This is a genomic window from Microbacterium sp. T2.11-28 (assembly GCF_950097975.1).
Taxonomy (GTDB): Bacteria; Actinomycetota; Actinomycetes; order Actinomycetales; family Microbacteriaceae; genus Microbacterium.
In genome coordinates, this window is record NZ_CATNHF010000001.1 from 137,290 (window position 1) to 163,436 (window position 26,147).

25 protein-coding genes are annotated in these 26,147 nt (G+C 70.0%); 13 read left to right on the forward strand and 12 right to left on the reverse strand.

The window, feature by feature from the left end; translation table 11 throughout:
- The first annotated feature begins 2 nt into the window (after positions 1-2).
- A complete protein-coding gene (locus QQZ13_RS00660) occupies positions 3-488 on the forward strand; it encodes a DUF3093 domain-containing protein (protein ID WP_284527203.1) in 486 nt (161 codons plus the stop codon).
- Positions 489-540: 52 nt separating this feature from the next.
- On the opposite strand, the gene QQZ13_RS00665 is transcribed toward QQZ13_RS00660, so the two are convergent.
- Positions 541-834: a DUF4193 domain-containing protein gene (locus QQZ13_RS00665; protein ID WP_284527204.1), complete on the reverse strand. Its 294-nt coding sequence runs from the start codon at positions 832-834 to the stop codon at positions 541-543.
- 217 nt (positions 835-1,051) lie between these two features.
- On the opposite strand from QQZ13_RS00665, the gene sepH reads away from it, so the two are divergent.
- Positions 1,052-2,095 (forward strand): septation protein SepH, encoded by a 1,044-nt coding sequence (gene sepH / locus QQZ13_RS00670; RefSeq protein ID WP_284527205.1) that lies wholly within the window; start codon positions 1,052-1,054, stop codon positions 2,093-2,095.
- Between the two features lie 11 nt (positions 2,096-2,106).
- On the opposite strand, the gene QQZ13_RS00675 is transcribed toward sepH, so the two are convergent.
- Positions 2,107-3,240, reverse strand: coding sequence for an alkaline phosphatase family protein (locus tag QQZ13_RS00675; RefSeq protein WP_284527206.1), 1,134 nt, complete (start codon positions 3,238-3,240; stop codon positions 2,107-2,109).
- 77 nt (positions 3,241-3,317) lie between these two features.
- Here QQZ13_RS00675 and QQZ13_RS00680 point away from each other — a divergent pair, with 77 nt between their 5' ends.
- Positions 3,318-5,780: a DNA topoisomerase (ATP-hydrolyzing) subunit A gene (locus QQZ13_RS00680; protein WP_284527207.1), complete on the forward strand. Its 2,463-nt coding sequence runs from the start codon at positions 3,318-3,320 to the stop codon at positions 5,778-5,780.
- Positions 5,781-5,785: 5 nt separating this feature from the next.
- On the opposite strand, the gene QQZ13_RS00685 is transcribed toward QQZ13_RS00680, so the two are convergent.
- Positions 5,786-7,879: a type IIA DNA topoisomerase subunit B gene (locus QQZ13_RS00685; protein WP_284528001.1), complete on the reverse strand. Its 2,094-nt coding sequence runs from the start codon at positions 7,877-7,879 to the stop codon at positions 5,786-5,788.
- A 190-nt stretch (positions 7,880-8,069) separates the two neighbouring features.
- Between QQZ13_RS00685 and QQZ13_RS00690 the strand changes: the two genes are divergently transcribed.
- Entirely contained in the window at positions 8,070-8,282 is a 213-nt protein-coding gene (locus tag QQZ13_RS00690; protein ID WP_284527208.1) for a hypothetical protein, read from the forward strand.
- Positions 8,283-8,326: 44 nt separating this feature from the next.
- Here QQZ13_RS00690 and QQZ13_RS00695 read toward each other — a convergent pair whose 3' ends face one another.
- The 5 genes from QQZ13_RS00695 to QQZ13_RS00715 form a co-directional block, all read right to left on the reverse strand.
- Positions 8,327-9,349 (reverse strand): sugar-transfer associated ATP-grasp domain-containing protein, encoded by a 1,023-nt coding sequence (locus QQZ13_RS00695; RefSeq protein WP_284527209.1) that lies wholly within the window; start codon positions 9,347-9,349, stop codon positions 8,327-8,329.
- Positions 9,350-9,372: 23 nt separating this feature from the next.
- Entirely contained in the window at positions 9,373-10,395 is a 1,023-nt protein-coding gene (locus tag QQZ13_RS00700; protein ID WP_284527210.1) for a sugar-transfer associated ATP-grasp domain-containing protein, read from the reverse strand.
- 1 nt (position 10,396) lies between these two features.
- The gene (locus QQZ13_RS00705) at positions 10,397-11,104 is read right to left on the reverse strand and encodes a coenzyme F420-0:L-glutamate ligase (protein ID WP_284527211.1); all 708 of its coding nucleotides are present in this window, start codon (positions 11,102-11,104) and stop codon (positions 10,397-10,399) included.
- Positions 11,101-12,438 carry an RNA polymerase sigma factor gene (locus QQZ13_RS00710; protein ID WP_284527212.1) on the reverse strand — a complete coding sequence of 446 codons (1,338 nt, stop codon included), beginning with the start codon at positions 12,436-12,438 and terminating at the stop codon, positions 11,101-11,103. The genes QQZ13_RS00705 and QQZ13_RS00710 overlap by 4 nt, the downstream gene beginning before the upstream one ends.
- A gap of 212 nt (positions 12,439-12,650) precedes the next feature.
- On the reverse strand, positions 12,651-13,577 hold the full coding sequence (locus QQZ13_RS00715; RefSeq protein WP_284527213.1) for a proteasome assembly chaperone family protein: 927 nt from the start codon (positions 13,575-13,577) through the stop codon (positions 12,651-12,653).
- Positions 13,578-13,704: 127 nt separating this feature from the next.
- Between QQZ13_RS00715 and QQZ13_RS00720 the strand changes: the two genes are divergently transcribed.
- The 3 genes from QQZ13_RS00720 (at position 13,705) to sucB (ending at position 18,396) form a co-directional block, all read left to right on the forward strand.
- The gene (locus QQZ13_RS00720) at positions 13,705-15,171 is read left to right on the forward strand and encodes a leucyl aminopeptidase (RefSeq protein ID WP_284527214.1); all 1,467 of its coding nucleotides are present in this window, start codon (positions 13,705-13,707) and stop codon (positions 15,169-15,171) included.
- Positions 15,168-16,538 carry a dihydrolipoyl dehydrogenase gene (gene lpdA, locus QQZ13_RS00725; protein WP_284527215.1) on the forward strand — a complete coding sequence of 457 codons (1,371 nt, stop codon included), beginning with the start codon at positions 15,168-15,170 and terminating at the stop codon, positions 16,536-16,538. Before QQZ13_RS00720 ends, lpdA begins: the two co-directional genes overlap by 4 nt.
- A 61-nt stretch (positions 16,539-16,599) precedes the next feature.
- Positions 16,600-18,396, forward strand: coding sequence for a 2-oxoglutarate dehydrogenase, E2 component, dihydrolipoamide succinyltransferase (gene sucB, locus QQZ13_RS00730; protein WP_284527216.1), 1,797 nt, complete (start codon positions 16,600-16,602; stop codon positions 18,394-18,396).
- A gap of 10 nt (positions 18,397-18,406) precedes the next feature.
- On the opposite strand, the gene QQZ13_RS00735 is transcribed toward sucB, so the two are convergent.
- Entirely contained in the window at positions 18,407-19,822 is a 1,416-nt protein-coding gene (locus QQZ13_RS00735) for a hypothetical protein (RefSeq protein WP_284527217.1), read from the reverse strand.
- Between the two features lie 116 nt (positions 19,823-19,938).
- On the opposite strand from QQZ13_RS00735, the gene QQZ13_RS00740 reads away from it, so the two are divergent.
- Complete coding sequence (locus QQZ13_RS00740) at positions 19,939-20,649, forward strand: DUF4191 family protein (RefSeq protein WP_284527218.1); 711 nt, start codon at positions 19,939-19,941, stop codon at positions 20,647-20,649.
- 19 nt (positions 20,650-20,668) lie between these two features.
- Here QQZ13_RS00740 and QQZ13_RS00745 read toward each other — a convergent pair whose 3' ends face one another.
- The gene (locus tag QQZ13_RS00745) at positions 20,669-21,055 is read right to left on the reverse strand and encodes an RDD family protein (RefSeq protein ID WP_284528002.1); all 387 of its coding nucleotides are present in this window, start codon (positions 21,053-21,055) and stop codon (positions 20,669-20,671) included.
- Between the two features lie 174 nt (positions 21,056-21,229).
- Here QQZ13_RS00745 and glnA point away from each other — a divergent pair, with 174 nt between their 5' ends.
- Positions 21,230-22,654, forward strand: a complete 1,425-nt coding sequence (gene glnA / locus QQZ13_RS00750) for a type I glutamate--ammonia ligase (RefSeq protein WP_284527219.1) — start codon at positions 21,230-21,232, stop codon at positions 22,652-22,654.
- A 358-nt stretch (positions 22,655-23,012) separates the two neighbouring features.
- Here the strand turns inward: glnA and QQZ13_RS00755 are convergent, their stop codons facing one another.
- Both QQZ13_RS00755 and QQZ13_RS00760 read right to left on the reverse strand, forming a co-directional pair.
- Positions 23,013-24,053 (reverse strand): site-specific integrase, encoded by a 1,041-nt coding sequence (locus QQZ13_RS00755; protein WP_284527220.1) that lies wholly within the window; start codon positions 24,051-24,053, stop codon positions 23,013-23,015.
- On the reverse strand, positions 24,028-24,669 hold the full coding sequence (locus QQZ13_RS00760) for a helix-turn-helix transcriptional regulator (RefSeq protein ID WP_284527221.1): 642 nt from the start codon (positions 24,667-24,669) through the stop codon (positions 24,028-24,030). The genes QQZ13_RS00755 and QQZ13_RS00760 overlap by 26 nt, the downstream gene beginning before the upstream one ends.
- A 97-nt stretch (positions 24,670-24,766) precedes the next feature.
- On the opposite strand from QQZ13_RS00760, the gene QQZ13_RS00765 reads away from it, so the two are divergent.
- The 4 genes from QQZ13_RS00765 to QQZ13_RS00780 all read left to right on the forward strand — a co-directional run bounded on the left by QQZ13_RS00765 (position 24,767) and on the right by QQZ13_RS00780 (position 26,141).
- The gene (locus QQZ13_RS00765) at positions 24,767-24,949 is read left to right on the forward strand and encodes a helix-turn-helix domain-containing protein (RefSeq protein ID WP_284527222.1); all 183 of its coding nucleotides are present in this window, start codon (positions 24,767-24,769) and stop codon (positions 24,947-24,949) included.
- Complete coding sequence (locus QQZ13_RS00770; protein WP_284527223.1) at positions 24,949-25,188, forward strand: hypothetical protein; 240 nt, start codon at positions 24,949-24,951, stop codon at positions 25,186-25,188. Before QQZ13_RS00765 ends, QQZ13_RS00770 begins: the two co-directional genes overlap by 1 nt.
- Before the next feature lie 304 nt (positions 25,189-25,492).
- Positions 25,493-25,825 (forward strand): hypothetical protein, encoded by a 333-nt coding sequence (locus QQZ13_RS00775; RefSeq protein ID WP_284527224.1) that lies wholly within the window; start codon positions 25,493-25,495, stop codon positions 25,823-25,825.
- A 49-nt stretch (positions 25,826-25,874) separates the two neighbouring features.
- Positions 25,875-26,141 carry a hypothetical protein gene (locus QQZ13_RS00780; protein WP_284527225.1) on the forward strand — a complete coding sequence of 89 codons (267 nt, stop codon included), beginning with the start codon at positions 25,875-25,877 and terminating at the stop codon, positions 26,139-26,141.
- Positions 26,142-26,147: the final 6 nt, after the last annotated feature.

Sequence of the window (26,147 nt, forward strand, 5' to 3'; positions counted from 1 at the left end):
CCATGAGGGTAATGCACAAGATGACGAGCGGCCTGAGACCGTCGACGACCACCTACCGCGAACGGCTGAGCCCCTCGCTGTGGGTCCTCGCCGCCGCCGCCGTGAGTGCGCCCATGGTGGCGCTCGTCTTCGTGCCCCTCGACGCGACCGTCGCCCTGGTCGCCGGCGTGCTCGTGGCCGCGGCCCTCATCGGCGGTCTCGTGCTGTCCTCGCCCGAGATCCGGGTCGAGGCGGGCGAGCTGCGGGTGGGTCGCGCGCACGTGCCCGTCGTTCTCCTCGGCGAGCCGGAGACCGCGGACGCCGAGCGGGCGCGGCTCCTGCGCGGGCCGGGGCTCTCCCGGTCGGCCTGGCACCTGTTCCGGCCGGGCATCGACGGCGTGGTGCGCGTCCCCCTCGAAGATGCCGGCGATCCCGTCACGGAGTGGGTCTTCTCGACGCGCACCCCGGACCGCGTCGCCGCGGCGATCCGTCGCGCTCAGCGCTCCTGAACGCGACCGCGCGGCCCGGCCGAGGACCGGACCGCGCGTGCGGCGGAGGCCGTCAGGCCGCGCACTCCCGGCACACGGCGCCGATGGCGGACTCGTGGTCGATCTGGGTGCGGTGCTTCACGAGGAAGCACTCGATGCAGGTGAACTCGTCCTCCTGCGGCGGCAGCACGACGACGTCGAGCTCGAGGTCCGACAGGTCGGCGCCGGGCAGCTCGAAGCCGGAGGGGTTGTCCGCATCCTCGGAGTCGACAGATCCCGACAGCTTGTCGGGGACGCGCTCCTTGAGGGCCTCGATCGACTCGCTGTCGTCGTCGGTCTTGCGGGGGGCGTCGTAATCCGTAGCCATTGCTCGAGCGTCTCTACTTCCAGGGTTTCGTGATTGCATGCCCGTACGGGCGGCCATAGTTTGCACGACGGGACTGCATTTCGCAAATGCCGTCGTGGCCGGGCCGTGACCGGGCGGGTTCGTCGCGTCAAACTCGCGGCACGCGCGGGATATTCCCTTCATCCGAGAGGCCGCGTGACACCATGGGCGGACACGCAGGATCTGGAGGGTGTTTCGCATGGAGCAGCTCAAAGTCATCGGCATCGAAGACGGCGTGCTCGTGCTCGCCACCGAGTCGGGCGATCGCTTCGCCCTTCCCGTCGACGAGACGCTTCGCGCGCAGCTGCGGCGGACGACGCGCGACCCGGAGTCGCGCGCCGCGCGGCCGAGTCCGCGCGACATCCAGTCGCACATCCGTGCCGGACTCTCGGCGGAGGAGGTCGCCGGCCTGCTCGGCATCCGCGTCGAGGACGTCGCCCGCTTCGAAGGTCCTGTGCTCGCCGAGCGCGAGCACATCGTCGGCCAGGCTCTCGCCGTCCCGGTGCTGATCAGCGGCGAGCTCGACCCCGACGCCCAGCCCACCTTCGGCACGGCCGTGCGCGCCAAGCTCGCCGAGGCCGGTGCCGTGGGCGAGCGCTGGACGAGCTGGCGGGAGTCGACGGGCTGGATCGTGAAGCTCGAGTTCACGGCGGGCGACGTCGACCACGACGCGCGGTGGACCTTCGACCCCCGTCGCGCCACCCTCGCACCGCAGAACGCCGACGCGACCCAGCTGTCCCGGCAGGGCTCGCTGCCCGAGGGACTGATCCCGCGCCTGCGGGCGCTGGACTCCTCCGGAGTGAAGGACGCCTCGCGCTTCGACAGCGGCGCGTTCGGTCCGCGACGACTGCCCGACGCCGACCTGGAGGCGCCCGAGGTCCGCGAGCCGGCCTCTCCGGCGGTGCAGCAGGCCGCCATCAAGCGGGCCCCCGACCAGGCGATCACCTCCACCGACACGGCGGATCTCCTTGAGGCGCTGCGGCGCCGGCGCGGACAGCGCGAGGCGATGCCGGGCGAGTCCGATGGGGCGTCCGCCACCCACTCCGCGCCGCGGGCCTCGTCGACCCCGGTGGCGCTCTTCGACGCGCTCGAGCCGGGATACGACGACGAGCCGGCACCGGCCGAGCCTGCGGCATCGGCCGATGAGGATCCCGCCCCGGCCGACACGTCCCGCCGGAAGGGCCGGACCTCGATGCCGTCCTGGGACGAGATCGTCTTCGGCGCGCGCACCGAAGACGGCTGACGCCTGCGGGGTCAGCGCGCGAATGCGCCCAGGCGGATGAGCGGCACGACGCGCTCATCGTCGGTCAGCGATCCGTGCTGCCCGATCATGCGCTGCGGGCGCTTGTCCGCCTCGCGGTCGTCGTAGTAGACGATCCCGCTCCGCGCGGCGACGAGCACATCGCCGATGCGCGGCAGCACCTCGGGGTCGACGACCGGCCCGAACAGCCCGGCGGAGACCGCCTCGTCGCGGGACATGACCCAGGAACGATGTCCCTCGGCTTCACTCCAGCGATCCCTCACTGCGGGGGCCGCGCCGTCCTCGGCGTAGAGGTGGAGCATCCTCGGCTCCCCTCCCACGAGGCGAACGCCCTCCCACAGGGCGTCGCCCTCCCCCACGAGCACCTGTCGGTGGGCGGGGACGTCGATCATGCCGTGATCGGCGGTCACCACCGCGCCGACATCCTGCCCGAGCGCGCTGTCGAGCGCCGTGACCGCGGCGTCGAGCTGCTCCAATCCAGCCGTCCAGCGATCGCTCTCCCAGCCGTGGGCGTGGCCCAGCGAATCCAGCTCCGGCACGTACACGTAGGCGAGGGCGCCCTCCGCCGCGGTGGTGAGCTCGGCGGCCCGCAGGAGCCGATCCTCGAGGTCGTCGACGCCGACGAAGTCCGCGCCGCGCTGGATGGCCCGCGTGAAGCCGGTGCCCCCGTACATGGCCTTCGTCACGACGAAGCAGGGGCGCCCGGCCGCCGACTCCGACGCCAGCAGGGGGGTCGCGCGCTGCCAGGTGAGCGGATCGAGACCGTCGGTCTCCCAGCCCCGGAGCTGATTGGAGACCGTGTCGGTGCCCGGCACCCTCGCCCGGTAGCCGACGATCCCGTGCACGCCGGCAGGCGTCCCCGTGAGCAGGCCGGTGAGGGCTGTCGCCGTCGTCGACGGGAAGACCGTGCGCGCGGCGTCCTTCTTGCCCATCCGCGACGAGAGGAATCGCGCGTGCCCGGAGCGCGCGGCGAGGTTTCTCCGCCCGAGTCCGTCGACCACCAGGACGAGCGCCGACCTCGCCGGCGGGAACCAGTCCGACCCCCCGCTCAGCGCGGCGATCGACTGCGGCACGACACCGGTGAGGCTCCGGGCCGACGGCGGGTCCACGGGTAGGCTGAGAGGCATCGGGGTCAGTCTCGCACACCACCCGGCGGCGCCCCTCCCGTCACTTCGTCCCTGTCTTCGGAGGACCGCTCAGACCCATGGCCGTTTCGCGCACTGACACCGACTCCGCCGGCGGCGGCGAACGCATCGAGGACGTCGACGTCTCGGCCGAGATGCAGGGGTCCTTCCTCGAGTACGCGTACTCCGTGATCTACTCCCGTGCGCTGCCCGACGCGCGCGACGGGCTGAAGCCGGTGCAGCGGCGCATCCTCTTCCAGATGGCGGACATGGGCCTGCGACCCGATCGCGGGCACGTCAAGAGCGCCCGCGTCGTCGGCGAGGTGATGGGAAAGCTCCACCCCCACGGCGATTCGGCGATCTACGACGCCCTCGTGCGCCTCGCCCAGGACTTCGCACTGCGGGTGCCTCTCGTCGACGGGCACGGCAACTTCGGATCGCTCGACGACGGCCCCGCCGCTGCGCGGTACACCGAGGCGCGGCTCGCGCCGTCGGCCCTGGCGCTGACGGAGAACCTCGACGAGGACGTCGTCGACTTCATCCCCAACTACGACGGGCAGTTCCAGCAGCCCGACGTGCTCCCTGCTGCCTTCCCCAACCTGCTCGTCAACGGCACCACCGGCATCGCGGTCGGCATGGCCACGAACATGGCGCCGCACAACCTCATCGAGGTCGTCGCCGCGGCGATCCATCTGCTCGAGAACCCGGACGCCTCCCTCGAAGACCTCATGGAGTTCGTTCCGGGCCCCGATCTGCCCGGTGGCGGCGTGATCGTGGGCCTCGACGGGGTGAAGGACGCCTACGCGAGCGGACGCGGCACGTTCCGCACCCGCGCCAAGGTGTCGGTCGAATCGCTCGGCCCCCGCCGCACCGGACTCGTGATCACCGAGCTCCCCTACCTCGTGGGCCCCGAGCGCGTCATCGAGAAGATCAAGGACGCCGTCACCGCGAAGAAGCTGACCGGCATCGCCGATGTCACCGACCTGACCGACCGCAACCACGGTCTCCGTCTCGTGATCGGCATCAAGACCGGCTTCGATCCGAACGCCGTGCTCGAGCAGCTCTACCGGCTGACGCCGCTCGAGGACTCCTTCGGCATCAACAACGTCGCGCTCGTCGACGGCCAGCCCCAGACACTCGGGCTGCGCGATCTGCTCCGGGTCTACCTGGACCACCGGATCCAGGTCGTCACGCGGCGCAGCCGGCACCGCCTGGGCCGCCGCCAGGAGCGCCTGCACCTGGTCGAGGGCCTCCTCATCGCCATCCTCGACATCGACGAGGTCATCCAGGTGATCCGCACCTCGGACGACGGCGAGCAGGCCCGGACCCGCCTCATGGACGTGTTCGACCTCTCCCAGCCGCAGGCGGAGTACATCCTGGAGCTGCGGCTGCGCCGCCTGACGAAGTTCTCCCGCGTCGAGCTGGAGACCGAGCGCGACGCGCTGAAGGCGGAGATCGCGCAGCTCGAAGAGCTCCTGGCCAGCGAGGTGCTGCTGCGCCAGCAGGTCGCCCGCGAGCTCGATGCGGCCGCCGAGGCGTACGGCACGCCGCGGCGCACACTGCTGCTCAACGGCGGGCCCGTGGCGTCGCGCTCTCGCGCGAGCGCGGCGGCCGCCGACCTGCAGATCGCCGACGCCCCCTGCCGGGTCTTCCTCTCCGCCACCGGCCGCATGGTCCGTGCCGAGACGGCCGAGGCAGCGATCGTGCCCCCCGCGCGGCGCTCGAAGCACGACGCCATCCGCTCGGCGGTCGACGCCACGACGCGGGGCGATCTCGGTGCGGTGACCAGCCGCGGGCGTCTCGTGCGCTTCTCCCCCGTCGACCTGCCGTCGGTGCCGGCCAACTCGGTGCAGCTGGCGGCGGGCACGCGGGCGGACCAGTACCTCGGCCTGCCGAGCGGGGAGCATGTGGTGGCGATCGTCCCGCTCTCGGACGACTCCGCCGCCGCGCCCACGATCGCCCTCGGCACGCTTCAGGGCGTCGTCAAGCGCGTCGCCGTGAGCGAGCTGGCCAACAACAAGAGCGATGCCGAGATCATCGCGCTCAAGCCCGGCGACAGCGTGGTGGGAGCGGCGCTCGCGCCGGACGACGTCGAGCTCGTGTTCGTGACCTCCGACGCGCAGCTGCTGCGCTTCGGCGCCGACGCCGTCCGTCCCCAGGGGCGCGCTGCGGGCGGCATGGCGGGCATCCGGGTGACGCCGGGCGAGCGGGTGATCGCGTTCACGGCGCTGACGGCCTCCGACGACACCGTCGTGGCGACGATCGCCGGATCGTCGCAGTCCCTGCCCGGAACCGACGCCGGCTCGGGCAAGGTGTCGGTGTTCGCGGAGTTCCCGCCGAAGGGCCGCGGCACCGGTGGAGTGCGCGCCCAGCGGTTCCTGAAGGGCGAGGACAGCCTCGCGCTCGCCTGGATCGGCGACGACCCGCGGGCCGTCGGCGCAGATGGATCGGTCCGTCAGCTCCCGCCTGCCGGGGCCAAGCGCGACGCCTCGGGCCAGATGCTCGACGCCGTCATCGGCGCGATCGGGTCCGCGGTCGGCTGACGCGATCAGGCGTCGATGGCCTCGCGGTCCAGGCGGTCGGCCGAGGACACGATGAAGTCGCGGCGCGGCGCCACCTCGGAGCCCATGAGGAGCTCGAACACGGTGGCGGCCATCTCGGCATCCTCGACCCGCACCCGGCGCAGGGTGCGGCCGCCCCGGTCCATCGTGGTCGTGGCGAGCTGATCCGCGTCCATCTCGCCGAGTCCCTTGTAGCGCTGCACGGGCTCCTGCCAGCGCTTGCCGGCGCGCTGGAGCTTCGACAGCAGGGCGTGGAGCTCCTTCTCGGAGTAGGTGTAGACGGTCTCGTTGGGCTTGGACCCCGGGTTCACGACGATGACCCGGTGCAGCGGCGGGACAGCGGCGTACACGCGACCCTCCTCGATGAGGGGACGCATGTAGCGGAAGAAGAGCGTCAGCAGCAGGGTGCGGATGTGCGCGCCGTCGACGTCGGCGTCGCTCATCAGGATGATCTTCCCGTAGCGCGCCGTCTCGATGTCGAACGAGCGGCCCGACCCGGCGCCGATCGTCTGGATGATGGCGGCGCACTCCGCGTTGGACAGCATGTCGCTGATCGACGCCTTCTGCACGTTGAGGATCTTGCCGCGAATGGGCAGGAGCGCCTGGTACTCGCTGTTGCGGGCGTGCTTGGCGGTGCCGAGCGCCGAATCGCCCTCCACGATGAACAGCTCGGATTCGGCGACGTCGTTGGTGCGGCAGTCGGCGAGCTTGGCCGGGAGCGACGAGGACTCCAGTGCGTTCTTGCGGCGCTGGGTCTCCTTGTGCGTGCGCGCGGAGACGCGCGCCTTCATCTCGGACACGACCTTCTCGAGCAGGAGCGACGTCTGCGCCTTGTCCTCGCGCTTGCTGGAGGAGAACCGGGCCCCGAGCTGGGCGGCGACGACGCCGGCCACGATCGCACGGATGGCGGGGGTGCCGAGGACCTCCTTGGTCTGTCCCTCGAACTGCGGCTCGGGGAAGCTCACCGTCAGCACGGCCGTGAGCCCCGCGAGGATGTCGTCCTTCTCGATCTTGTCGTTCGCGCTCACCTTGAGCTTGCGGGCGTTCTGCTGCACCTGATCGCGGATCAGCTTCATCAGGCCCTGCTCGAAGCCCGACAGGTGGGTGCCGCCCTTGGGCGTGGAGATGATGTTGACGAAGGAGCGCGTGACGGTGTCGTAGCCGGTGCCCCAGCGCAGCGCGATGTCGACGTGGCAGGTGCGCTCGACCTCGGTGGGCACCATCGCGCCGGTCGGCTGGAGCACGGGAACGGTCTCGGTGAAGGTGCCGTCGCCCGTGAGGCGCCAGGTGTCGGTGACGGCGGCGTCGGGGGCGAGGTACTCGGCGAACTCCGAGATGCCGCCGTCGTAGCGGAAGCTGGTCTCGCGCGGGGCGGACGACTCGGCGCCGGGCACCGGTCGCTCGTCGACGAGCACGATCTCCAGCCCGGGCACCAGGAAGGCGGTCTGGCGCGCACGCTGCTCCAGCTCCGCCAGGCCGAACTCGGCGTCCTTGGTGAAGATCTGCCGGTCGGCCCAGTAGCGGATGCGCGTGCCGGTCGCGCCGCGCGGCGCCTTCCCGATCACGCGCAGCTCGGAAGCCGCCTCGAACGGCGTGAAGGCGGCATCGAGCCCCGGTCCCGAGAAGATCCCCGGCTCGCCGCGGTGGAAGGACATGGCGTAGGTCTTGCCGGCGCGGTCGACCTCGACGTCGAGTCGCTCGGAGAGAGCGTTGACCACCGAAGCGCCCACGCCGTGGAGACCGCCGGACGCGGCGTACGAGCCCCCGCCGAACTTGCCGCCGGCGTGGAGCTTGGTGAAGACGACCTCGACGCCGGTCAGGCCGGTGCGCGGCTCGACGTCGACGGGGATGCCTCGCGCGCGGTCGCGCACCTCGACGCTGCCGTCGGCGTGGAGCACGATGTCGATGCGCGAGCCGTGTCCCGCGAGGGCCTCGTCGACGGAGTTGTCGATGATCTCCCACGCGCAGTGCATGAGACCCCGGGAGTCGGTCGAGCCGATGTACATCCCGGGGCGCTTGCGGACGGCCTCGAGTCCTTCGAGCACCTGGAGGTGGTGGGCGGAATACTCGGCTGTCACAATCTCCAAGCGTATCCGCGCAACGACGCGGCGCGGCGCCGACACACTCAGCGGGCGCCCCTGGCCGGGCCGGCACCCGGACACGCCGTACGCGTACAGCGAAATGTGACCTACTCAGGGCATGGTCCTCACTATCGCGTGGTTGTATTTACAGAACCCGCACTGGAGTAGACACACCGAGGAGGCACCCAGAATGAGCATCTCGACCACAGCAGAGCCCGGCGTCCTCGAGCACCGCCTCACGGCGGCGGATCGCTGCGACTCGTGCGGAGCACAGGCCTACATCGCCGCCGAGGTCAACGGCAGCGAGCTCCTGTTCTGCGCGCACCACGGCCGCAAGTACGAGGAGAAGCTGCGCGCCATCGCCACGTCGTGGCACGACGAGACCGCTCGTCTCCTCGGCTGAGCGTCGCGCGTCCCGATGAGGGCGCGACGTCGGAGCCGGGCGGCTCAGAATCCCACGGCCGCCTGGTACACGGGCAGCAGCCCCGTGCGCACTCCCGAGGCCGACGGCTTCGGCTGGAACACGCTTGAGTTGTGGTTCCCCTCGATGACCACCGGCCCGTCCGGGGTCATCGCGAGGTCCCAGCCCACGTAGGGCGCCTCGGGCGTGCGACGGGCGAGCTTGTCCGTGAGCTCCCGCACCCGGTCGTACATGGGAACCTGGAAGCCGACGATCGGCGTGCCCGTCACGGGATGCTCGCGATAGACGTTGCTCTGCTTGTCGACGCCCGGGTACAGCGCCACGCCGTTCTCGTCGAGCATGGTGAACATGCCGCCCGAGGCGAAGTTGTCGATCACGTCGCCGTTGCCGATGCGCAGGACGGCCGCGAGAAGGTGCACGGTGCCGCCCGGCTCCGTGCCGTTCTTGTCGAGGAAGGTGATCATCCGCACCGTGTTGACGCTGTCCGGGTACAGGCTGCTCATGTCGGGGTGCTGCACGATGAACTCGTCGACGATGGACTGACCGGCGGCGGTGACCTCCGCGCGGAACGCCGCGGGATCGGTCACGTTCTCGTGGAGCGTGATGCCGCCGCCCCCCTGACCCTCCAGGGGCTTGGCGAGCACCTTCGGATGGCGGGCGAGGAACGCGCCGAGCTCGGTGTCGTCGACGTCCCGGAGATCGATGGTCTCGCGGCCCAGGAGGTCGGCGTACTCGCGGGCGAAGCGGCGCTTGTCCTCGAGCTTCGCCCGTCCCTCGGGCGTGTTGTGCATGCGGGTGATGCGGAAGGACTTGGGATGGGTCATCCAGGTCGCCCGTTCCTTGGCGGTCAGCAGCCGGATGTCCCAGACGGCGTAGTCGCGGAAGCCCATGTCGTACTTGAGGGAGCACCAGAGCATGTCGGCCACGAGCACCGGCAGCGGTGCTCGGGAGACCTTCTGCGCCTGACGGGCGAACTCGATGAGGTTCCCCGGACGGAGCTTGCGGGCTCGTCGCGCGAGATAGCGGAGGCGCACGGTCGCTCGACCCATGGGTGGATTCCTTCCCTCGGAGCTCAGAAGCGCATGGCGGCGCGGTAACGCGGGAGCAGGCCGCGGCGGATGCCGGAGACCGACGGCTTGGACTGGAACACGCCCGTGTTGTGGTTGCCCTCGATGACCACGGGACGCTCAGGGGTGATCGCGATGTCCCAGCCGATGTAGGGCAGGGCGGGGACGCGGCGCGCCAGTCGGTCGACGAGCGCGAGGACCTCGCCGTACAGCGGCACCTGGTAGCCGGTGATGGTGACGCCCGTGAGGGGATGCACCTCGAACGGGTGCCCTTCCTCGTCGCTGGCGGCATGGAGGGCACGGCCCTCCTCGTCGAGCATGGTGTACATGCCGCCGTTGCTGAAGTTGTCGATGACGCCGCCGTTGCCGACCTTCAGCACCGCCGCGAGCACGTGCACCTCGCCGTCGGGATCGAGATAGGTGACCACGCGCAGCGAGTTCACACTGCCCGGGTACAGGCGCGCCATATCGGGGTGCTGCGCGAGCACCTCCTCCACGAGGACCTGCCCCGAGGACAGCAGCTCGGCGCGCAGAGCGGCCGCGTCGACGATGCCGGCCGTCTCGCGCATCGTGATGCCGTTGCCGCCGACACCGCCGGGGTTCTTGGTGATCACGCGGTCGTAGCGGCCGACGAACTCCTCGAGCGCCGCGGCGTCGGAGGTCGACACGTCGAGCCAGGCACGGCCGAGCTCGTCGCCGAAGTGCTCGGCGAAGCGCAGCTTGTCGTCGAAGATCGCGCGCTGGGCGTTGTCGTTGAGCTTGCGCGACAGGTGGAACGACTTCGGGTCGGTCATGTAGGTCTTGCGCTCGCGAGGCCTCAGGATCCGGAAGTCCCACTCGGAGTAGTTCTCGAACGTGGTCTCGTACCGCACGGCGCACCAGGCCATGTCGAGCACGACCCACCACAGCGGCGCACGCGAGAGCGTCGCCGACTGCCGGGCGAACTGCAGGACCCGCTCGCGATCGAACGAGACGACGCGCTTGACGAAGAAGCGCGCGCGCCGGTAGAGCCGGTTGAGGGCGCGCACGTCAGGCCCCGGTGATGCGCCGGATGATTCCGAGCGGCGTGGACTGGTGCCCCTGGCCGAGCGGGTTGTCGCCCAGGATCTGCACGAGCGTGCGCTCCCCCGCCTTGTCGAGGGTGGAGCCGAGGATGTTGCCGCCGATGTCGTTGATGTCGACGACGGCCACCTCGTTCGCGCCGCCCAGCAGCGCCTTCGCGCGTGCGGCCACCTTCTCGGGATCGAGCGGGCCCAGCACGACCGCCTTGTTGTACGGCGGGATCGTATGGCGCGTCGGTCCGTCGATCGACCGCGCCTTGTCGCCGGCGATGCGGTAGAAGTCCCCACGCCGTCCGAACAGCTTGCCCACGGCGCTCACCGCGGCGGCGAAGAGGATGCGCGGCGTGCCGACCTCCCGCAGGGCCATCTCCATCGTCTCGGGCATGCCGAGCCCGATGCCGTACGAGGTCTTGACGACGTACCGCGACAGGAAGCGGGCGAGCGGGCGCGGCGCGATGTCCTCCACCAGATACGAGCGGCCCTGGGTGATCGCGACGATCTTCTCGGTCACGAACAGCGTGTCGCCGGGCTCCAGCACGCCGGAGGCGTACTCGGTGAGGAACGCGTCGAGGTCATCGCCGGGCATCACGACGCGCGTGCGGATCGGGATGCGGGCGTACGTCGCACCGTCGACGGCGATCTCGAGAGATTTGCCGTCGTTCGCCTGTGCGCTCATTCGAGGTAGTCCCGCAGCGACTGCGACCGCGACGGGTGGCGGAGCTTCGCCATGGTCTTGGACTCGATCTGGCGGATCCGCTCGCGGGTGACCCCGAACGTGTCGCCGATCTGGTCGAGCGTCTTCGGCTGGCCGTCGCCGAGGCCGAACCGCATGCGGATCACACCGGCCTCCCGCTCGGACAGCGAGTCGAGGAGGGACTCGAGCTGACGCTGCAGCATGGTGAACCCGACCGCATCGGCCGGGACGACCGCCTCGGTGTCCTCGATGAGGTCGCCGAACTCGCTGTCGCCGTCCTCGCCCAGGGGCGTGTGCAGCGAGATCGGCTCGCGGCCGTACTTCTGGACCTCGATGACCTTCTCGGGGGTCATGTCGAGCTCGCGGCTGAGCTCCTCGGGCGTGGGCTCGCGACCCAGGTCCTGCAGCATCTGCCGCTGCACGCGGGCGAGCTTGTTGATGACCTCGACCATGTGCACCGGGATGCGGATGGTGCGGGCCTGGTCGGCCATGGCGCGCGTGATGGCCTGACGGATCCACCACGTCGCGTAGGTCGAGAACTTGAAGCCCTTGGTGTAGTCGAACTTCTCGACGGCGCGGATGAGACCGAGGTTGCCCTCCTGGATCAGATCCAGGAACTGCATGCCGCGGCCGGTGTAGCGCTTGGCGAGGGAGACGACGAGGCGGAGGTTGGCACCGAGGAGGTGGCTCTTCGCGCGCTGTCCGTCACGAGCGACCCACTGCAGGTCCAGGCCCAGCTGCGAGGACTTCTCGCTCGCGGACATGTGCGACAGCTTCTCCTCGGCGAACAGACCCGCCTCGATGCGCATCGCCAGCTCGACCTCTTCGGCCGCGTTCAGCAGCGGCACCTTGCCGATCTGCTTGAGGTAGTCCTTGACCGGGTCGGCGGTGGCGCCGGTGATCTGCGTCGAGTAGACCGGGACGTCGTCCTCGTCGCTGGAGGAGATGACGATGGCGCCGGTGGGAAGCGGCTCGGTGAAGGCAGGCTTGGCCTCCTCCTCGTCGTCCTCGTCCTCGGCGTCGCCCTTCTTCGTCTTCTTGTCGGCGGGGGCGTCGTCGGCGTCGTCGGTGTCGTCGACGTCGTCGTCCGTCACGTCCGCGTCTTCGAGGTCGACCTCGTCGTCGAGTTCGGCGTCCTCGTCCTCGTCCTTGGCCTTCGCCTTGGTGGCGCGGCTCTTGGCAGGAGCGGCCTTCGCCTTGGTGGCCGGTGCGGCCTTCGCCTTGGCGGTGCTCGTGCGCGCCGGCTTCTCGACCGTGGTCGCCTCTTCGGTGTCCTCAGCCTTGCGGGTGCGGGTGCTCTTCGTGCCTGACGTCACGTCTCGCCTTTCACCGACGGATGCCGTCGGGGTTTCGGACACTAGTAAGACCCTTGTCAAGTCCTGGGACGTGCGCGGCAGCGTACGACCAACGGGTGACAACGGGTCAGATCATCCATTCTCTCACAGTTCTGAGGCGGAGAACGTCCGGCTGCACTGCGGGACGGAGGATCCATCGGTGACAACGCTCTAGGGCGCGTCGGCATTCCCCGTCAGAGGCGGCCGCGCTTGTCCTCGTCCCCCGGAGGACGCGTCGCCAGGTAGCGCTCGAGCTCGGCGGCGAGCTCGTCGGCGCTCGGCAGGTCGCCGGTGTGGATGATCGGCTGCGCCCGGGTCGAGCCCGCCATGTACGAGTCGTAGCGCTCCTCGAGGTTGTGGAGCATGGCGGTCAGCTCATCGCTTCCGGTTACCTGCTCGGTCACCTTCTCGAGGTACTCGCGGTTCTCCTCGCGCAGATCGTCGAGGTCGAAGACCAGTCCGGTGGCGACCGACACGCTGTCCAGGCCGGCGATGGCGGCTGCCGGGTAGTCGGTGTCGCCGAGGTAGTGCGGGATCAGCAGGACGAAGCCCGCAACGTCGGCCGCGGACTGCGCGAAACGGTACTCCAGCAGGTGCCCCACCGTCGCGGGCACCTGGGTGTGCGGCTGCCAGACGGAGTGCGCCGCGGTGAGTTCGCTCCGCGTCCCGCTCACCGTGGTGCCGATCGGCCGGGTGTGCGGCACCGGCATCGGGATCGCGTGGACCCACGTGACCGTGGAGACCTGGAGCCCCTCGGCCAGTCCCACCATGGTCTCGGTGAACGCGTCCCAGGAGAAGTCGGGCTCGTATCCCGCGAGCAACAGGAACGGCTGGCCGAGCGAATCGTGGGCCAGCGACAGCTCGAGACGCGGCGGGCGGTAGGCGGTCAGATGATCCGCCTCGAAGGTGATGAGGGGGCGACGCGCACGGTAGTCGAGCAGGACGTCGGCGGAGAAGGTGAGCACCGGTGTGGGGTCGAGGTCGTCGCGGAAGTAGTCGACCATGCGCGATGCGGCGTTGCCGGCGTCCGTGAACCCGGTGAGCACGATCACGAGCGGCAGTCCGCTCGGGATGGGAGGGGCTGTCGCGACGCGCTCGTAGAGGGGACCGGACACTGGCATGCCTCCACTGTACGAGTCCTCGTGCGGACCGGCTCCGCGGTCATCGCGCTGACAGCGAACATGCGCGGGCGGGGAGCCGCGCGCGGCGGCGGACCGATGCCGTCCGGGCAAAACTAGGATGGAGCGCATGCCGTATCCGGAGCTGTCGTACACCACTTCCGCCCTGGCCGACATCGAGGCGGATGCTTTGGTGCTGGCGCTTCCGCCGCTCGCAGACGCCGGCGACGCGCTCGACGCGTGGCCGGGACTGGCCGAGGCGCTGGAGGGCGTCGGCTTCACCGGCGCCGCCGGCGCGACGGTGCGCGCCTTCGCCCCGGAGGCCAGGCGCACGCCTCTCGTCGTCGTGGGCACGGGATCCGCGCCCGACGCCGCGGCCCTGCGCGACGCCGTCGGCGCGGCGGTGCGGACGACATCCGGATTCGACACCCTCGCCGTCGCCGCCGTCGCCGCGCCGCATCTCACCCGCGCTGTTGCGGAGGGGGCGGTGATCGGCGGATACCGCTTCGAGGGGTACAAGCGCGACGCCGGCAAGACCCGGGCGGGCCGCGTGATCGTCAGCAGCCCCGAGGAGCTGACCACGGCCGACAAGGCCTCCGTCGCCGCCGTCGGCTCGGCCGTCGCACTGGTCAAGGACCTGGTGCACATCCCGGCCGAGTGGCTGGGGCCGCAGGACTTCGCCGATCAGGCGGTCGCGGCCGTCGACGGCCTCCCCGTCGACATCGAGGTGCTCGACGAGGAGCAGCTCGCGGAGCAGGGCTTCGGCGGCATCCTCGGCGTCGGGCGCGGATCCGACCGGCCGCCCCGGTTCATCCGCCTGGACTACGCGCCCGCCGGCGCCGCCCGTCACGTCGCAGTGGTCGGCAAGGGCATCACCTTCGACACCGGCGGTCTGTCCCTGAAGCCGCCCGCCGGGATGGTCGGCATGAAGTACGACATGTGCGGCGCGGCGATCGCGCTGGCCGTCGTCGCGGCCGCCGCGCGGCTGGCGCTCCCGGTCCGCGTGAGCGGATGGCTCTGCGTCGCCGACAACATGCCGTCCGGCCGCGCGACGCGTCCGGGCGACGTGGTGAGGATCCTCGACGGGACCACGGTGGAGGTCCTCAACACCGATGCCGAGGGACGCGTGGTGCTGGCGGACGGCCTGGTGGCGGCCAGCCGCACCCGGCCCGACGTCATCGTCGACGTCGCGACGCTCACCGGTGCCATCTCGGTGGCCCTCGGCACCCGGCACACCGGCGTGATGGGCGACGATCTCGCCGTCGGCGAGTACCTGGCCGCCGCCGAGCGCGCGGGCGAGCAGGCCTGGCCGCTCCCCCTCCCCGACCACATGGAGGACGAGCTGGACTCCCCCATCGCCGACCTGCAGAACGCGAAGATCGGCGACCCGGCGGGCGGCTCGCTGTTCGCGGGCCTCTTCCTGCGACGCTTCGTGGGGCGCGTCTCCGACGCCGCCGACGCACCGCGCATCCCCTGGGTGCACCTCGACATCGCCGGATCGGGGACGACGAAGGCCGCCTACGGCGCCACCGACAAGGGCCCGACGGCGGCGACCGTCCGCTCGCTCATCGAATTCCTCACGGGAGATGCCTCATGACCGACACCCACGCAGACGTCGTCGTCCTCGGGGGCGGCAGCGGCGGCTACGCGGCCGCCCTCCGCGCGGCGGAGCTCGGCAAGTCCGTCGTGCTCATCGAGAAGGACAAGCTCGGCGGCACGTGCCTGCACCGCGGCTGCATCCCGACCAAGGCCCTGCTGCACTCGGCCGAGGTGGCCGAGCACGTCAAGGACGCGGCCTCGGTCGGCGTGATCGCCGCGTTCTCCGGCATCGATCCCGCCGGCGTCACCGCCTACCGCGAGGGCATCGTCGCCAAGAAGTTCAAGGGCCTCGAGGGCCTCGTGAAGGCGCGCGGGATCACCGTGGTCTCCGGCGAGGGACGGCTGCTCGCCGACCGGGGCGTCGCCGTCGGCGACGACGTCTACCGCGGCGACGACGTCGTCCTCGCGACGGGTTCGTACACGCGGCTCCTCCCCGGTCTCGACGCCGGCGGGCGGATCCTGACCAGCGAGGAGGCCCTCGCCCTCGACGAGGTGCCCGAGCGCGTCGCCATCCTGGGCGGCGGGGTGATCGGCGTCGAGTTCGCCAGCGTGTGGCGCTCGTTCGGTGCCGAGGTGACCATCATCGAGGCGCTGGACCATCTCGTGCCCAACGAGGACATCGCCCTCAGCAAGGGGCTCGAGCGCGCCTTCCGCAAGCGCGGCATCGTGTCTCGCCTCGGCGTGCGCTTCGCCTCCGCCGAGCAGTCCGACCGCGAGGTGACGGTGCGGCTGGAGGACGGCTCCGAGGTCGTCGCCGACTACCTGCTCGTGGCGGTCGGGCGCGGCCCCGCGACAGCGGGGCTCGGCTTCGAGGAGGCGGGCGTGGCGATCGACCGCGGCTTCGTCACCGTCGATGCGCGGCTGCAGACCAGCGTGCCGCACGTGTGGGCGGTCGGCGACATCGTCCCGGGTCTCCAGCTCGCCCACCGCGGTTTCCAGCAGGGGATCTTCGTGGCAGAGGAGATCGCCGGCCTGCGCCCGGTCGCCGTGCCGGAGACGACCATCCCCCGCGTCACCTACAGCAGTCCGGAGGTCGCCTCCGTCGGCGTCACCGAGGCCCAGGCCCGCGCCGAGCACGGCGACCGCGTCGTCGCCTACGAGTACAACCTCGCGGGCAACGGCAAGAGCGAGATCATCGGCACGGGCGGACTGGTCAAGGTCGTGCGCCTGGCCGACGGACCCGTCGTGGGAGTGCACCTCGTCGGCGACCGCGTGGGCGAGCTCATCACCGAGGGGCAGCTCGCCGTCGGCTGGGAGGCGCACCCCGAGGACCTCGCGCCTCTGATCCATGCCCACCCGACCCAGAGCGAGGCACTGGGCGAGGCGTTCCTCGCCCTGGCGGGCAAGCCCCTGCACGCACTCTGACGACCCGGTCCCCCGGGTCAGTAAGCTAAATGACATCGACACGTCTGAAGGAGACACACCCATGAGCACATCCGTGGTCCTCCCCGCGCTCGGAGAGAGCGTCACCGAGGGTACGGTGACCCGCTGGCTCAAGCAGGTAGGTGACACCGTTCAGGCCGACGAGGGCCTGCTGGAGATCTCGACCGACAAGGTCGACACCGAGATCCCGTCGCCCGTGAGCGGCGTGATCGAGGAGATCCTGGTCCAGGAGGACGAGACCGTCGAGGTCGGCGCCGTGCTGGCCAAGATCGGTGACGGGTCGAGCGCCCCGGCGCCCGCCGACGCCCCCGCCGCCGAGACTCCGGCCCCGGCTGAGGCGCCCGCTGCCGAAGAGGCGCCCGCTGCCGAGGCTCCGGCCGCTGAGGCTCCCGCCGCTGAGGCTCCGGCCGCTGAGGCTCCGGCCGCCGAGGCTCCCGCAGCTCCTGCCGGAGACGCGAAGGACGTCGTGCTCCCCGAGCTGGGCGAGAGCGTCACGGAGGGCACGGTCACCCGCTGGTTGAAGCAGGTCGGTGACGAGGTCGCCGCCGACGAGCCGCTTCTGGAGATCTCGACCGACAAGGTCGACACCGAGATCCCCGCGCCGTTCGCGGGCACTCTGCAGGAGATCGTCGTGGGCGAGGACGAGACCGTCGCCGTCGGCGCCGTGCTCGCCCGGATCGGCTCGGGCGCGGCTCCCGCCGCAGCCCCGGCTCCCGAGGCTCCCGCAGCCGCCCCCGCTCCCGAGGCTCCCGCCCCCGCCCCCGCTCCGGCTCCTGCAGCTCCGGCTCCTGCAGCTCCGGCCGCCGAGGCTCCGGCACCCGCGCCCGCTGCTGCCCCCGCCGCTCCCGCTCCGGCGGCACCCGCTCCCGCAGCACCTGCGGCTCCGGTTCCCGCTGCCGCCGCCCCGGCGGCATCGAGCCTCAGCCTGGACGACGACGGCCCGACCTACGTCACGCCGCTCGTGCGCCGTCTCGCGCAGCAGCAGGGTGTCGACCTCGCGTCGGTGACCGGCACCGGCGTGGGAGGACGCATCCGCAAGGAGGACGTGCTCAAGGCGGCCGAGGCTGCCAGCGCTGCTCCCGCCGCCGCACCGGCCGCGGCGGCCCCGGTCGTCGAGGTGTCGCCGCTGCGCGGCACCACGCAGCCGATGTCGCGTCTGCGCAAGGTGCTGGCCGAGCGTGCCGTGGCGTCGATGCAGCAGACGGCGCAGCTGACCACGGTGATCGAGGTCGACGTCACCAAGCTGTCCAACTTCCGCGACAAGGTGAAGGCGACCTTCCAGGAGAAGACGGGCGACAAGCTCTCGTTCCTCCCCTTCTTCGCGCTCGCTGCGGCCGAGGGCCTGCAGGCGTACCCGATCATCAACTCGACGGTGGACGGAACCGACATCGTCTACCCGCCGACGGAGAACCTGTCGATCGCGGTCGACACGGAGCGCGGTCTGCTGACCCCGGTCCTGCGTGATGCCGGCTCGAAGAACCTGGCGCAGATCGCCCACGAGATCGCCGATCTCGCGGCGCGTACCCGCGACAACAAGCTCAAGCCCGACGAGCTGGCCGGCGGCACGTTCACCCTGACCAACACCGGATCGCGCGGTGCGCTGTTCGACACCCCCGTGGTGTTCCTGCCGCAGTCGGCGATCCTCGGCACCGGCGTCGTCGTGAAGCGGCCCGGCATCGTCACGGTGGACGGCAAGGAGGCGATCGCGGTGCGCTCGTACGTGTACCTCGCGCTGTCCTACGACCACCGCACGATCGACGGCGCCGACGCGGCCCGCTTCCTCGGCGCAGTGAAGGCACGCCTCGAGGCCGCGGACTTCGAGTCGCAGCTCGGGATCTGACGAGACGCCCTCATGGCTGGTCCGCGACGTCGTACACGTCGCGGACCAGCCATTCGTCTTCGTCCCGGACGATGACGACGATCTGAGACGGATGACGGTCGTCCTCATCCGCCGTGACGCGCAGTGAGGCTGCACCACCGTATTCGTCGAGCAGCGTGACCGTGCGATCCACCGACGGCGCGGTCGCCGCTCCGCTCGGGAAGTCCCGGCCGGGGGTCACGACCACGCTCGCGGGGCACCCCGCGGCCGCACAGGCGGCGAACCGGCGCAGCAGCTCCTCTCCCACCGCCGTCAGATCCTCCTCCGCGCGCGGCGCTTCCTCCGCGCCACGCCGGGGTGCCGGAGGCTCGGCGGTCGGCGACGGCGCGGATGAGGGCGTCTCGGACGACCTCGGCGCCGCGCCGTCCGCGCTCGGCTGCGGGGCGGGCAGCCAGATCCCCACGGCGAGGACGGCGGCGCCCGCGCCCGCGGCGAGCCCGAGCGCGCGGCGGCGATGCCCGTCGCGGGGCGGAGAGTGCGGCCGGCGCCGGACCAGCCGCGACCAGGCGTCCGCCAGCCGGTCGCCCCACTCGGCATCCAGATGGCGGCGGAGCGCGCTGCGCAGCGCCACAGCGCCCGCCGAGTCGCGAGGCGCCGCGGACGGAACATCGACGGAGCGCGCCGCACCGCGCGCCGCACCGCGCACCGCACCGCGCACCTCGGAGCCGTGCGCGGCGGAGCCGGCCCGAGTCGAGCCGGGCGGGAGGACGGTGAGAGGTTGCGGTCGCACATCAGGCGGGACGGCTGCGATCTCGAGCGGACCGGGGTCGGCCGCCGCGAAGAGCGACGCCTCGGCGGCCTCCGCCTCTCGGCGCAGTCGGCGGGGGTCGGTCAGCACGGAGCGTGCTGTGCGGAGCGCGGCCGACAGTGCTGGCGGGGCGTCCTCGGTCAGGCGCTCGAGGAGGGCATCGGACTCCGTGCGCCAGAGGGCCGCACCTCCGAGCGCCAGCACCGGCTTTCCCGCGGACGTCACCCACCACGTGCCGTGGAGCGCCGCCAGGGCGTCGGCCTCGGCGCCGCCGCGCAGGATGCTGACCGCCGTCGTCACCGCTTCTCCCGCTTCGACGCCCGCACGCCGGTCGAGCCAGGCTCGCAGACGCAGCGGGCAATGCGGCACCAGGAGGCCCGCGCCATCGGGACCCATCGCGGCGTCGATGGGCGCGAGCACGTGCCCACCGGGGTCGGCGCGCCACGCGGGGTTGTCGTCCCAGAGGGACGCCTCCGTCCAGACCACGGGCTCGGCGACGCCCGGGAGAGCGTCCTGGCGGGACGGGTTCCCCGCCTCGCCGCCGGGCGGACTCGTCGCCGCGGGCAGCAGGTCGCCCGGCAGCGGAGCGTCGGCGGCGGAGAGGCGGCGAAGGGCGGGGGTGTGCGGTGCGGACGGCATCCGGCGAGTGTGTCCGATCCGGCCGACCGCAGGGCATCGCGCGCAGCGGCATGTGGAGAGCTGCGGGGAGGCCGCGACTGTGAACAAGACGCGGTCTCGAAGGTAGGCTTGTCCCCATGTCATCCCGCAGTTCCGCGCCCGAGAAGCGGCCCGGCTTCTTCCGACAGATCCGCTCGCTCGTCTCCTTCACGCGCGACGTGTACGCCTGGGCTCCGTGGGTGCTCCTGGCCATCGTCGTCGTCGCGACCGGCCTGGGTGTTCTGGTCGGATTCTTCGTGCCGCCGGCGGCCGTGTGGAGCATCATCCTCTGGGGCGTCACGGGAGTCATGTTCGGTCTTCTCGCCGCGATGATGACGCTCACGCGTCTGTCGACGAAGGCGATGTACAAGAAGATCGACGGCATGCCCGGTGCCGCCGGTCACGTGCTGTCGACCTCGCTCGGGCGACGCTGGGTCGCCTCCGACACGCCCGTCGGCGTGAACCCGCGCACCCAGGACGCGGTCTACCGCGTGGTCGGACGCGGTGGCGTCGTCATCGTCGGCGAAGGCGCCGCCGGCCGCCTTACGCGCCTGATCAACGACGAGCGCGTGAAGGTGCAGCGCGTGGCCTCCGGCGTCCCGGTGCACGTGCTGCACGTCGGCCACGGCGACGGCGACGTCCCCATCTCCAAGCTCTCGGCGACCATCAAGGCGCTTCCCAAGAAGGTCGACCGCGCCACCATGGCAGCCGTCGTCAAGCGCATCGACTCCGTCTCGCAGTCCGTGACCTCGCTGCCGATCCCCAAGGGCATCGATCCCACCAAGGCGCGCGCGCCCCGCCCGCGCTGACGCGCGAGCCGGACTCCGCTCAGGCCCTGACCAGGACGGTGCCGGCGGCTTTGTCGTGCAGCCCGCGCTGGTCCGCGTCCCAGATCACCGCGGGGATCACCACGATGAGCAGCAGCGTCCGGATGATCGGGCGCCACAGCCCGACCCACCCGCCGCGCAGCAGCTGGATGCGCAGACCCATGATGCGGTGCCCGGGGCTCCCGCCGATCGTCGGGAGGAAGATCACGTTCAGCACCGCGAAGACGGTCATCGGCGCGAACAGCGTCAACCCCGCCTGAGACGGCAGCGCGAACTGGTCGTAGCCCAGGAACGCCGTCGCGATGAGCGTCGCGGCGAAGTAGTCGATGGCCAGCGCGGCGATGCGGCGTCCTGGGCGGGCGATGCTCCCGCTTCCGCTCTCGGGCATTCCGAGGCGTTCACCGGGGAAGCTGTTCTCTCGCGGGGCTGTCACCCACCCAGCGTATCGGCGCCCCTGTAACATGCCGGAAACACGAGAGACACTGCCGGGCAACCGCGCCTCGGTAGGTTCGAGACCAGCCTGCCGGTATCAGGCGGTTCCTCACCCGATCTTGGAGACTTCATGTTCAAAGATTCATCCGAGGTGCTCGCGTACATCAAGGACGAGGACGTCAAGTTCCTCGACATCCGTTTCACGGATCTCCCGGGTGTGCAGCAGCACTTCAACATCCCCGCTTCGACCGTCGACGAGGACTTCTTCACCGTCGGTCAGCTCTTCGACGGCTCCTCGATCCGCGGCTTCGCGAACATCCACGAGTCCGACATGCAGCTCATCCCGGACGTCTCCACCGCCTACATCGACCCGTTCCGCGAGGCGAAGACCCTGATCATGGTCTTCGACATCTACAACCCGCGCAACGGCGAGATCTACGCGAAGGACCCGCGCCAGGTCGCGAAGAAGGCGGAGAAGTACCTCGCCTCGACCGGCATCGCCGACACCGCGTTCTTCGCGCCGGAGGCCGAGTTCTACATCTTCGACGACGTGCGCTACTCGGTGACGCAGAACGCGAGCTTCTACAGCGTCGACTCCGAGGAGGGCGCGTGGAACACCGGTCGTGAGGAAGAGGGCGGCAACCTCGCCAACAAGACCCCCTACAAGGGCGGCTACTTCCCCGTCTCCCCCGTCGACAAGACGGCGGACCTGCGCGACGACATCTCGCTGAAGCTCATCGAGTCGGGCCTCGTCCTCGAGCGCGCGCACCACGAGGTCGGCACGGGCGGACAGCAGGAGATCAACTACCGCTTCGACACGATGGTGCACTCGGCGGACGACATCCTGAAGTTCAAGTACATCGTCAAGAACACGGCCGAGCAGTGGGGCAAGGTCGCGACCTTCATGCCCAAGCCGCTCTTCGGCGACAACGGCTCCGGCATGCACACCCACCAGTCGCTGTGGCTGAACGGCGAGCCGCTCTTCTACGACGAGAAGGGCTACGGCGGGCTGTCCGACACGGCGCGCTGGTACATCGGCGGCCTCCTGGCGCACGCGCCCGCGGTCCTGGCGTTCACCAACCCGACGCTCAACTCCTACAAGCGCCTGGTCAAGGGCTACGAGGCGCCGGTCAACCTGGTGTACTCGGCGGGCAACCGCTCCGCGGCCATCCGCATCCCGATCACGGGCTCCAACCCGAAGGCCAAGCGCATCGAGTTCCGCGCTCCCGACGCCTCCGGCAACCCGTACCTCGCGTTCGCGGCGCAGATGATGGCCGGTCTGGACGGCATCAAGAACCGCATCGAGCCGCACGAGCCGGTCGACAAGGACCTCTACGAGCTGCCGCCCGAGGAGGCCAAGAACATCCCGCAGGTGCCGAACTCGCTGCTGGACTCGCTGGAGGCCCTCCGCGCGGACCACGAGTTCCTGCTGGCCGGCGGCGTGTTCACGCCCGAGCTGATCGAGACCTGGATCGAGTACAAGATCGAGAACGAGATCAAGCCGCTCGCGGCGCGTCCGCACCCGTTCGAGTACGAGCTGTACTTCGGCGTCTGACCGCCAGGCGCGGGATTTCGCGGGATGCGTAGCCTCTAGTCCGCGCTTAGTCCGCAGAATCCTTCACAGAGCCCTCAGAGTCCGCACTCTGAGGGCTCTGTCGCGTCACGACGCTGACGAAATCGGGGTGGGTGGAAGCCAGGTCTCCGCGGGTGACGAGAGCGCGCGCGGCGCGGTGGGCCGCGCTGTACTCGGCGGCGGTAGGGCGACGCCCGAGGTGAGTCTGCAGCCAGGACCGGACGTGAAGCGGCTCGTCTTCGACGGCAGCGAGAAGCTCTCGTTGCCAGCGGCCTGGACCTCGACTCATCGTCACTCCTAAGTGTTCACAGGTAGGCCCATTGTAGGCACCTGTGAACGCTTAGATTTGGGGGCGCGCGGCAAGAATGGCCGCGGTCGCGGCCCGGGACGACTCGTCTTTGTCGGGCCAGAGGTGCCCATACGTGTTGAGCGTGACGGTCGCGGAGGCATGGCGCATGCGCGCCTGGACCGTCTTAATGTCGAGCCCAGCCGCGATGAGGAGGCTCGCGAAGTAGTGGCGGAGATCGTGCGTGCGGAACCCACCGGGTAGGCCGGGAACCTTCGACCGCGCGTCGATCCACTCTCGGTTCAGTTGGTAGGAGGACACTCCCCTGCCGAAAACCCCCGGCACCACGTACACGGGGCCGGAGCCCTCGTCGAGCATCCGCAAGAGCTCGAGCGGGATGGGGATCGTGTCGCCCGACCTCTCCGACTTCAGACTGGCGCTGCCGTCCTGCGCGGAGACGGTGATGGCCCCGTTATCCCAGTCGATGTCGTCGCGCGTCAACGCAGCCATCTCCGCGACCCTCAAGCCGGCGAACGCGCCGAGGAGGAGCATGTTCCGGTAGGCGGGCTTCAGGGCGTCATAGAGCGCCCACACCTGGTCCGTCGTCGCGACGTAGGCCCGCTGTGAGGGCGTGGGTGGGCTCGTGCGCCGACTGACGGGGTTCCGGACGATAATGCCGTCATGGACCGCGTCTGACAGCACCTGGTGGAGCCGGCGGTGGACGGCATACGTGTACGAGGTCGAGTACTTCTCGCTGAGTTCTGCCATCCACACGCGCACGTCGGACGCCTGGATCGATCGCAGCTGCCGGGCTCCGAACTTGCCCCGGATGAGGGCGACGTGAGTCTGGGCTGACTTGACGGTATTCGGCTTCTTCGAGGCATATCCGGCGAGCCACTTATCGAGCCACTCCCCCGTCGACATCTTTGACGTCGCGGGGTCAACCCATGTGCCGGTCTTCATCGCGGCCGTGGCGGCGTCGAGCCACTCCTGCGCTTCCTTCTTCAGTCGCGCGTGCTTCGCGTACTCTCGTCCGTCCGGGCCGCGGTAGCGGGCGCGCCAGGTTCCATCAGGCCTCTGCTTGATGCTCGCCATCGTCGCCCATCCAAGCCTCGATACCGTCGCGCAGGAACTCAGTCCTCCCCTTATGCTCGGCGTCGTTGCGGCGGCGGTAGGACGCGGTGCGGTGGCTCAGATGACCCATCGCCACCTCGCCTAGCACGTTGGCCGGATCGGTGCTGACGAGCCGGCTCTCGAGTCCTTCGTATAGCTGCGGGTTGGCTCCGCTACGGAGCACAAGGTCGTCATCCGCCACCCCGTCAGGGCCATAGGGGTAGGTGTTGTCGAGCTCCTGTGCCACGATCAGCCGCGCATGCATCAGAGACTCAGCGGCAATCCGGAAGGCTTCAACATTCTCCCGAAGCCAGTTCAGGTTCGCTCGCAACCTGACATTCGCGCGGGACTCCGCCAGCGCTTCAAGGGAGGTGTCGAGAACGCGGCATACAGCGAGGATCTCCGCCGCGCGTAGAGCCCGCTGCCCTCCCTCGACACGGGCGATCGTGGTTTGGTGCACCCCCGGCACACCCAGCGCGGTCACACGCTTAGCGAGATCGCCTTGCGAGATCCCGCGCTTCTCGCGGAACAGCTTGAGATTCGCGCCGATCGTCGCGTCAAGCTCGGCGATGAAGTCGGGGTCGTCATTCGTCGGCACGAAATGATTGTGGCAGATCCGGCATTGCAATCCAACACAAGGCGTGAGTAGCCTGTAGTGTGGTCACAGCCGATCACACCTTGATGGAGGTAACGAAATGCCGGACAAGCTTCTCTTCCACCACGAAGTCGCGGAGCGCCTCAGGCGGTCTCCCGCGCAGCTTCACTGGATGAACAGCCGAGGGGATGGGCCGCCCCATGCAAAAATCGCCGGCCGCCTGGTCTATCGCGAGGCCGACGTGGAGAAGTTCATCTCTGATGCTTTCGAGGTGGCGTCCTGATGGCCATGTTCGTGACCATCACGGAGGCCGTGGAGGTCAAGAATTCCTTCGGCTCCGCCTCCACGTTTGTGGATGGCGTTGAGGTCGACGCTCAGCCTCTGATCCGGATTCTGTCCGACGACGGGCTGTACACGCTCGAGAAGGCACGCGAGTTGATCGACGCCCTGTTCGGCATGATCGACGACGTCGAAGACGCCATGGACGCGGAATCGCTGCTGGAAGATGGGATGCCTCACTAATGGCCGACCAGATGACCCTTCTCCACGATCTTCGCCGCCGCGTCGAGAACCTCGAGCGAAGAGGTGTTCCCGGAAGCGAAGGCGTGTTCCAGGGCAGACCCCTTCGCGACTCTCGCCCCCGTCGGATGCCGCAACGACCTGACCGGGACAGCATCAGCATCCTGCACTACCTGCAGTCCAACCAGACTCAGCCCGTCGAGAACCGCGACAACGAAGCGATTCTCAACTGGCTGTTCACCCCCAACAAGAGAACGGACCCGGGGGCAACCGGGTCCGTTCGAGCAACCTCGAAAGGTCACTAACCATGTCCGAGAGTACAGCACAGACCACCGGCATTCATCCTGAGATCCCGCTGGCCCCGTGGGTGACGACGCGGTACGAAGACGACGATGGGCGCCTCGTCGTCGACGAGAACAAGTACCACTACACGGACGTCGACGTCTGGGTCGACCGCGGCGTGACACACGCCCTCAACGAGGATGGCTCGTTCCACTCCTCCACGGAAAGCGCACTGATCTCCTACGACTTGGTCTGGCCCGAGGGTGGGCGGGACGCGGAGCAGTTCACCGTCCTCGCCAGCAGCATCCCAATCCTCATCGCCGCCCTGCTGCGCCTTGAGAAGGAGATGGCGGAGTGAGCGCCCCGTCGAGGTACGAGGGCTACGCCGCGTCTATGGAAGGAGCCGCATGATGGAAATCGGAACCGTCCGGGCCGTGGAGCGTCCGACGCGGTACGAGCGCGCCGCGTCGCTCGTGAAAGCGTACAGCGCGCAGTGGGGCGACATCCCGGAAGCGGAGAACGACCTCATCGCGATCTTGAACATCTGTCACAACGCGTCGATGTGGATGGGCGAGCAGGGGCAGCAACTCGCGCAGGACATCGCCGCGTACGTGGAATCCGTGTTCGTACCCGACGAGGTCCGATTCGATGACGACCCACCGGCCGCAGACTAATGGGAG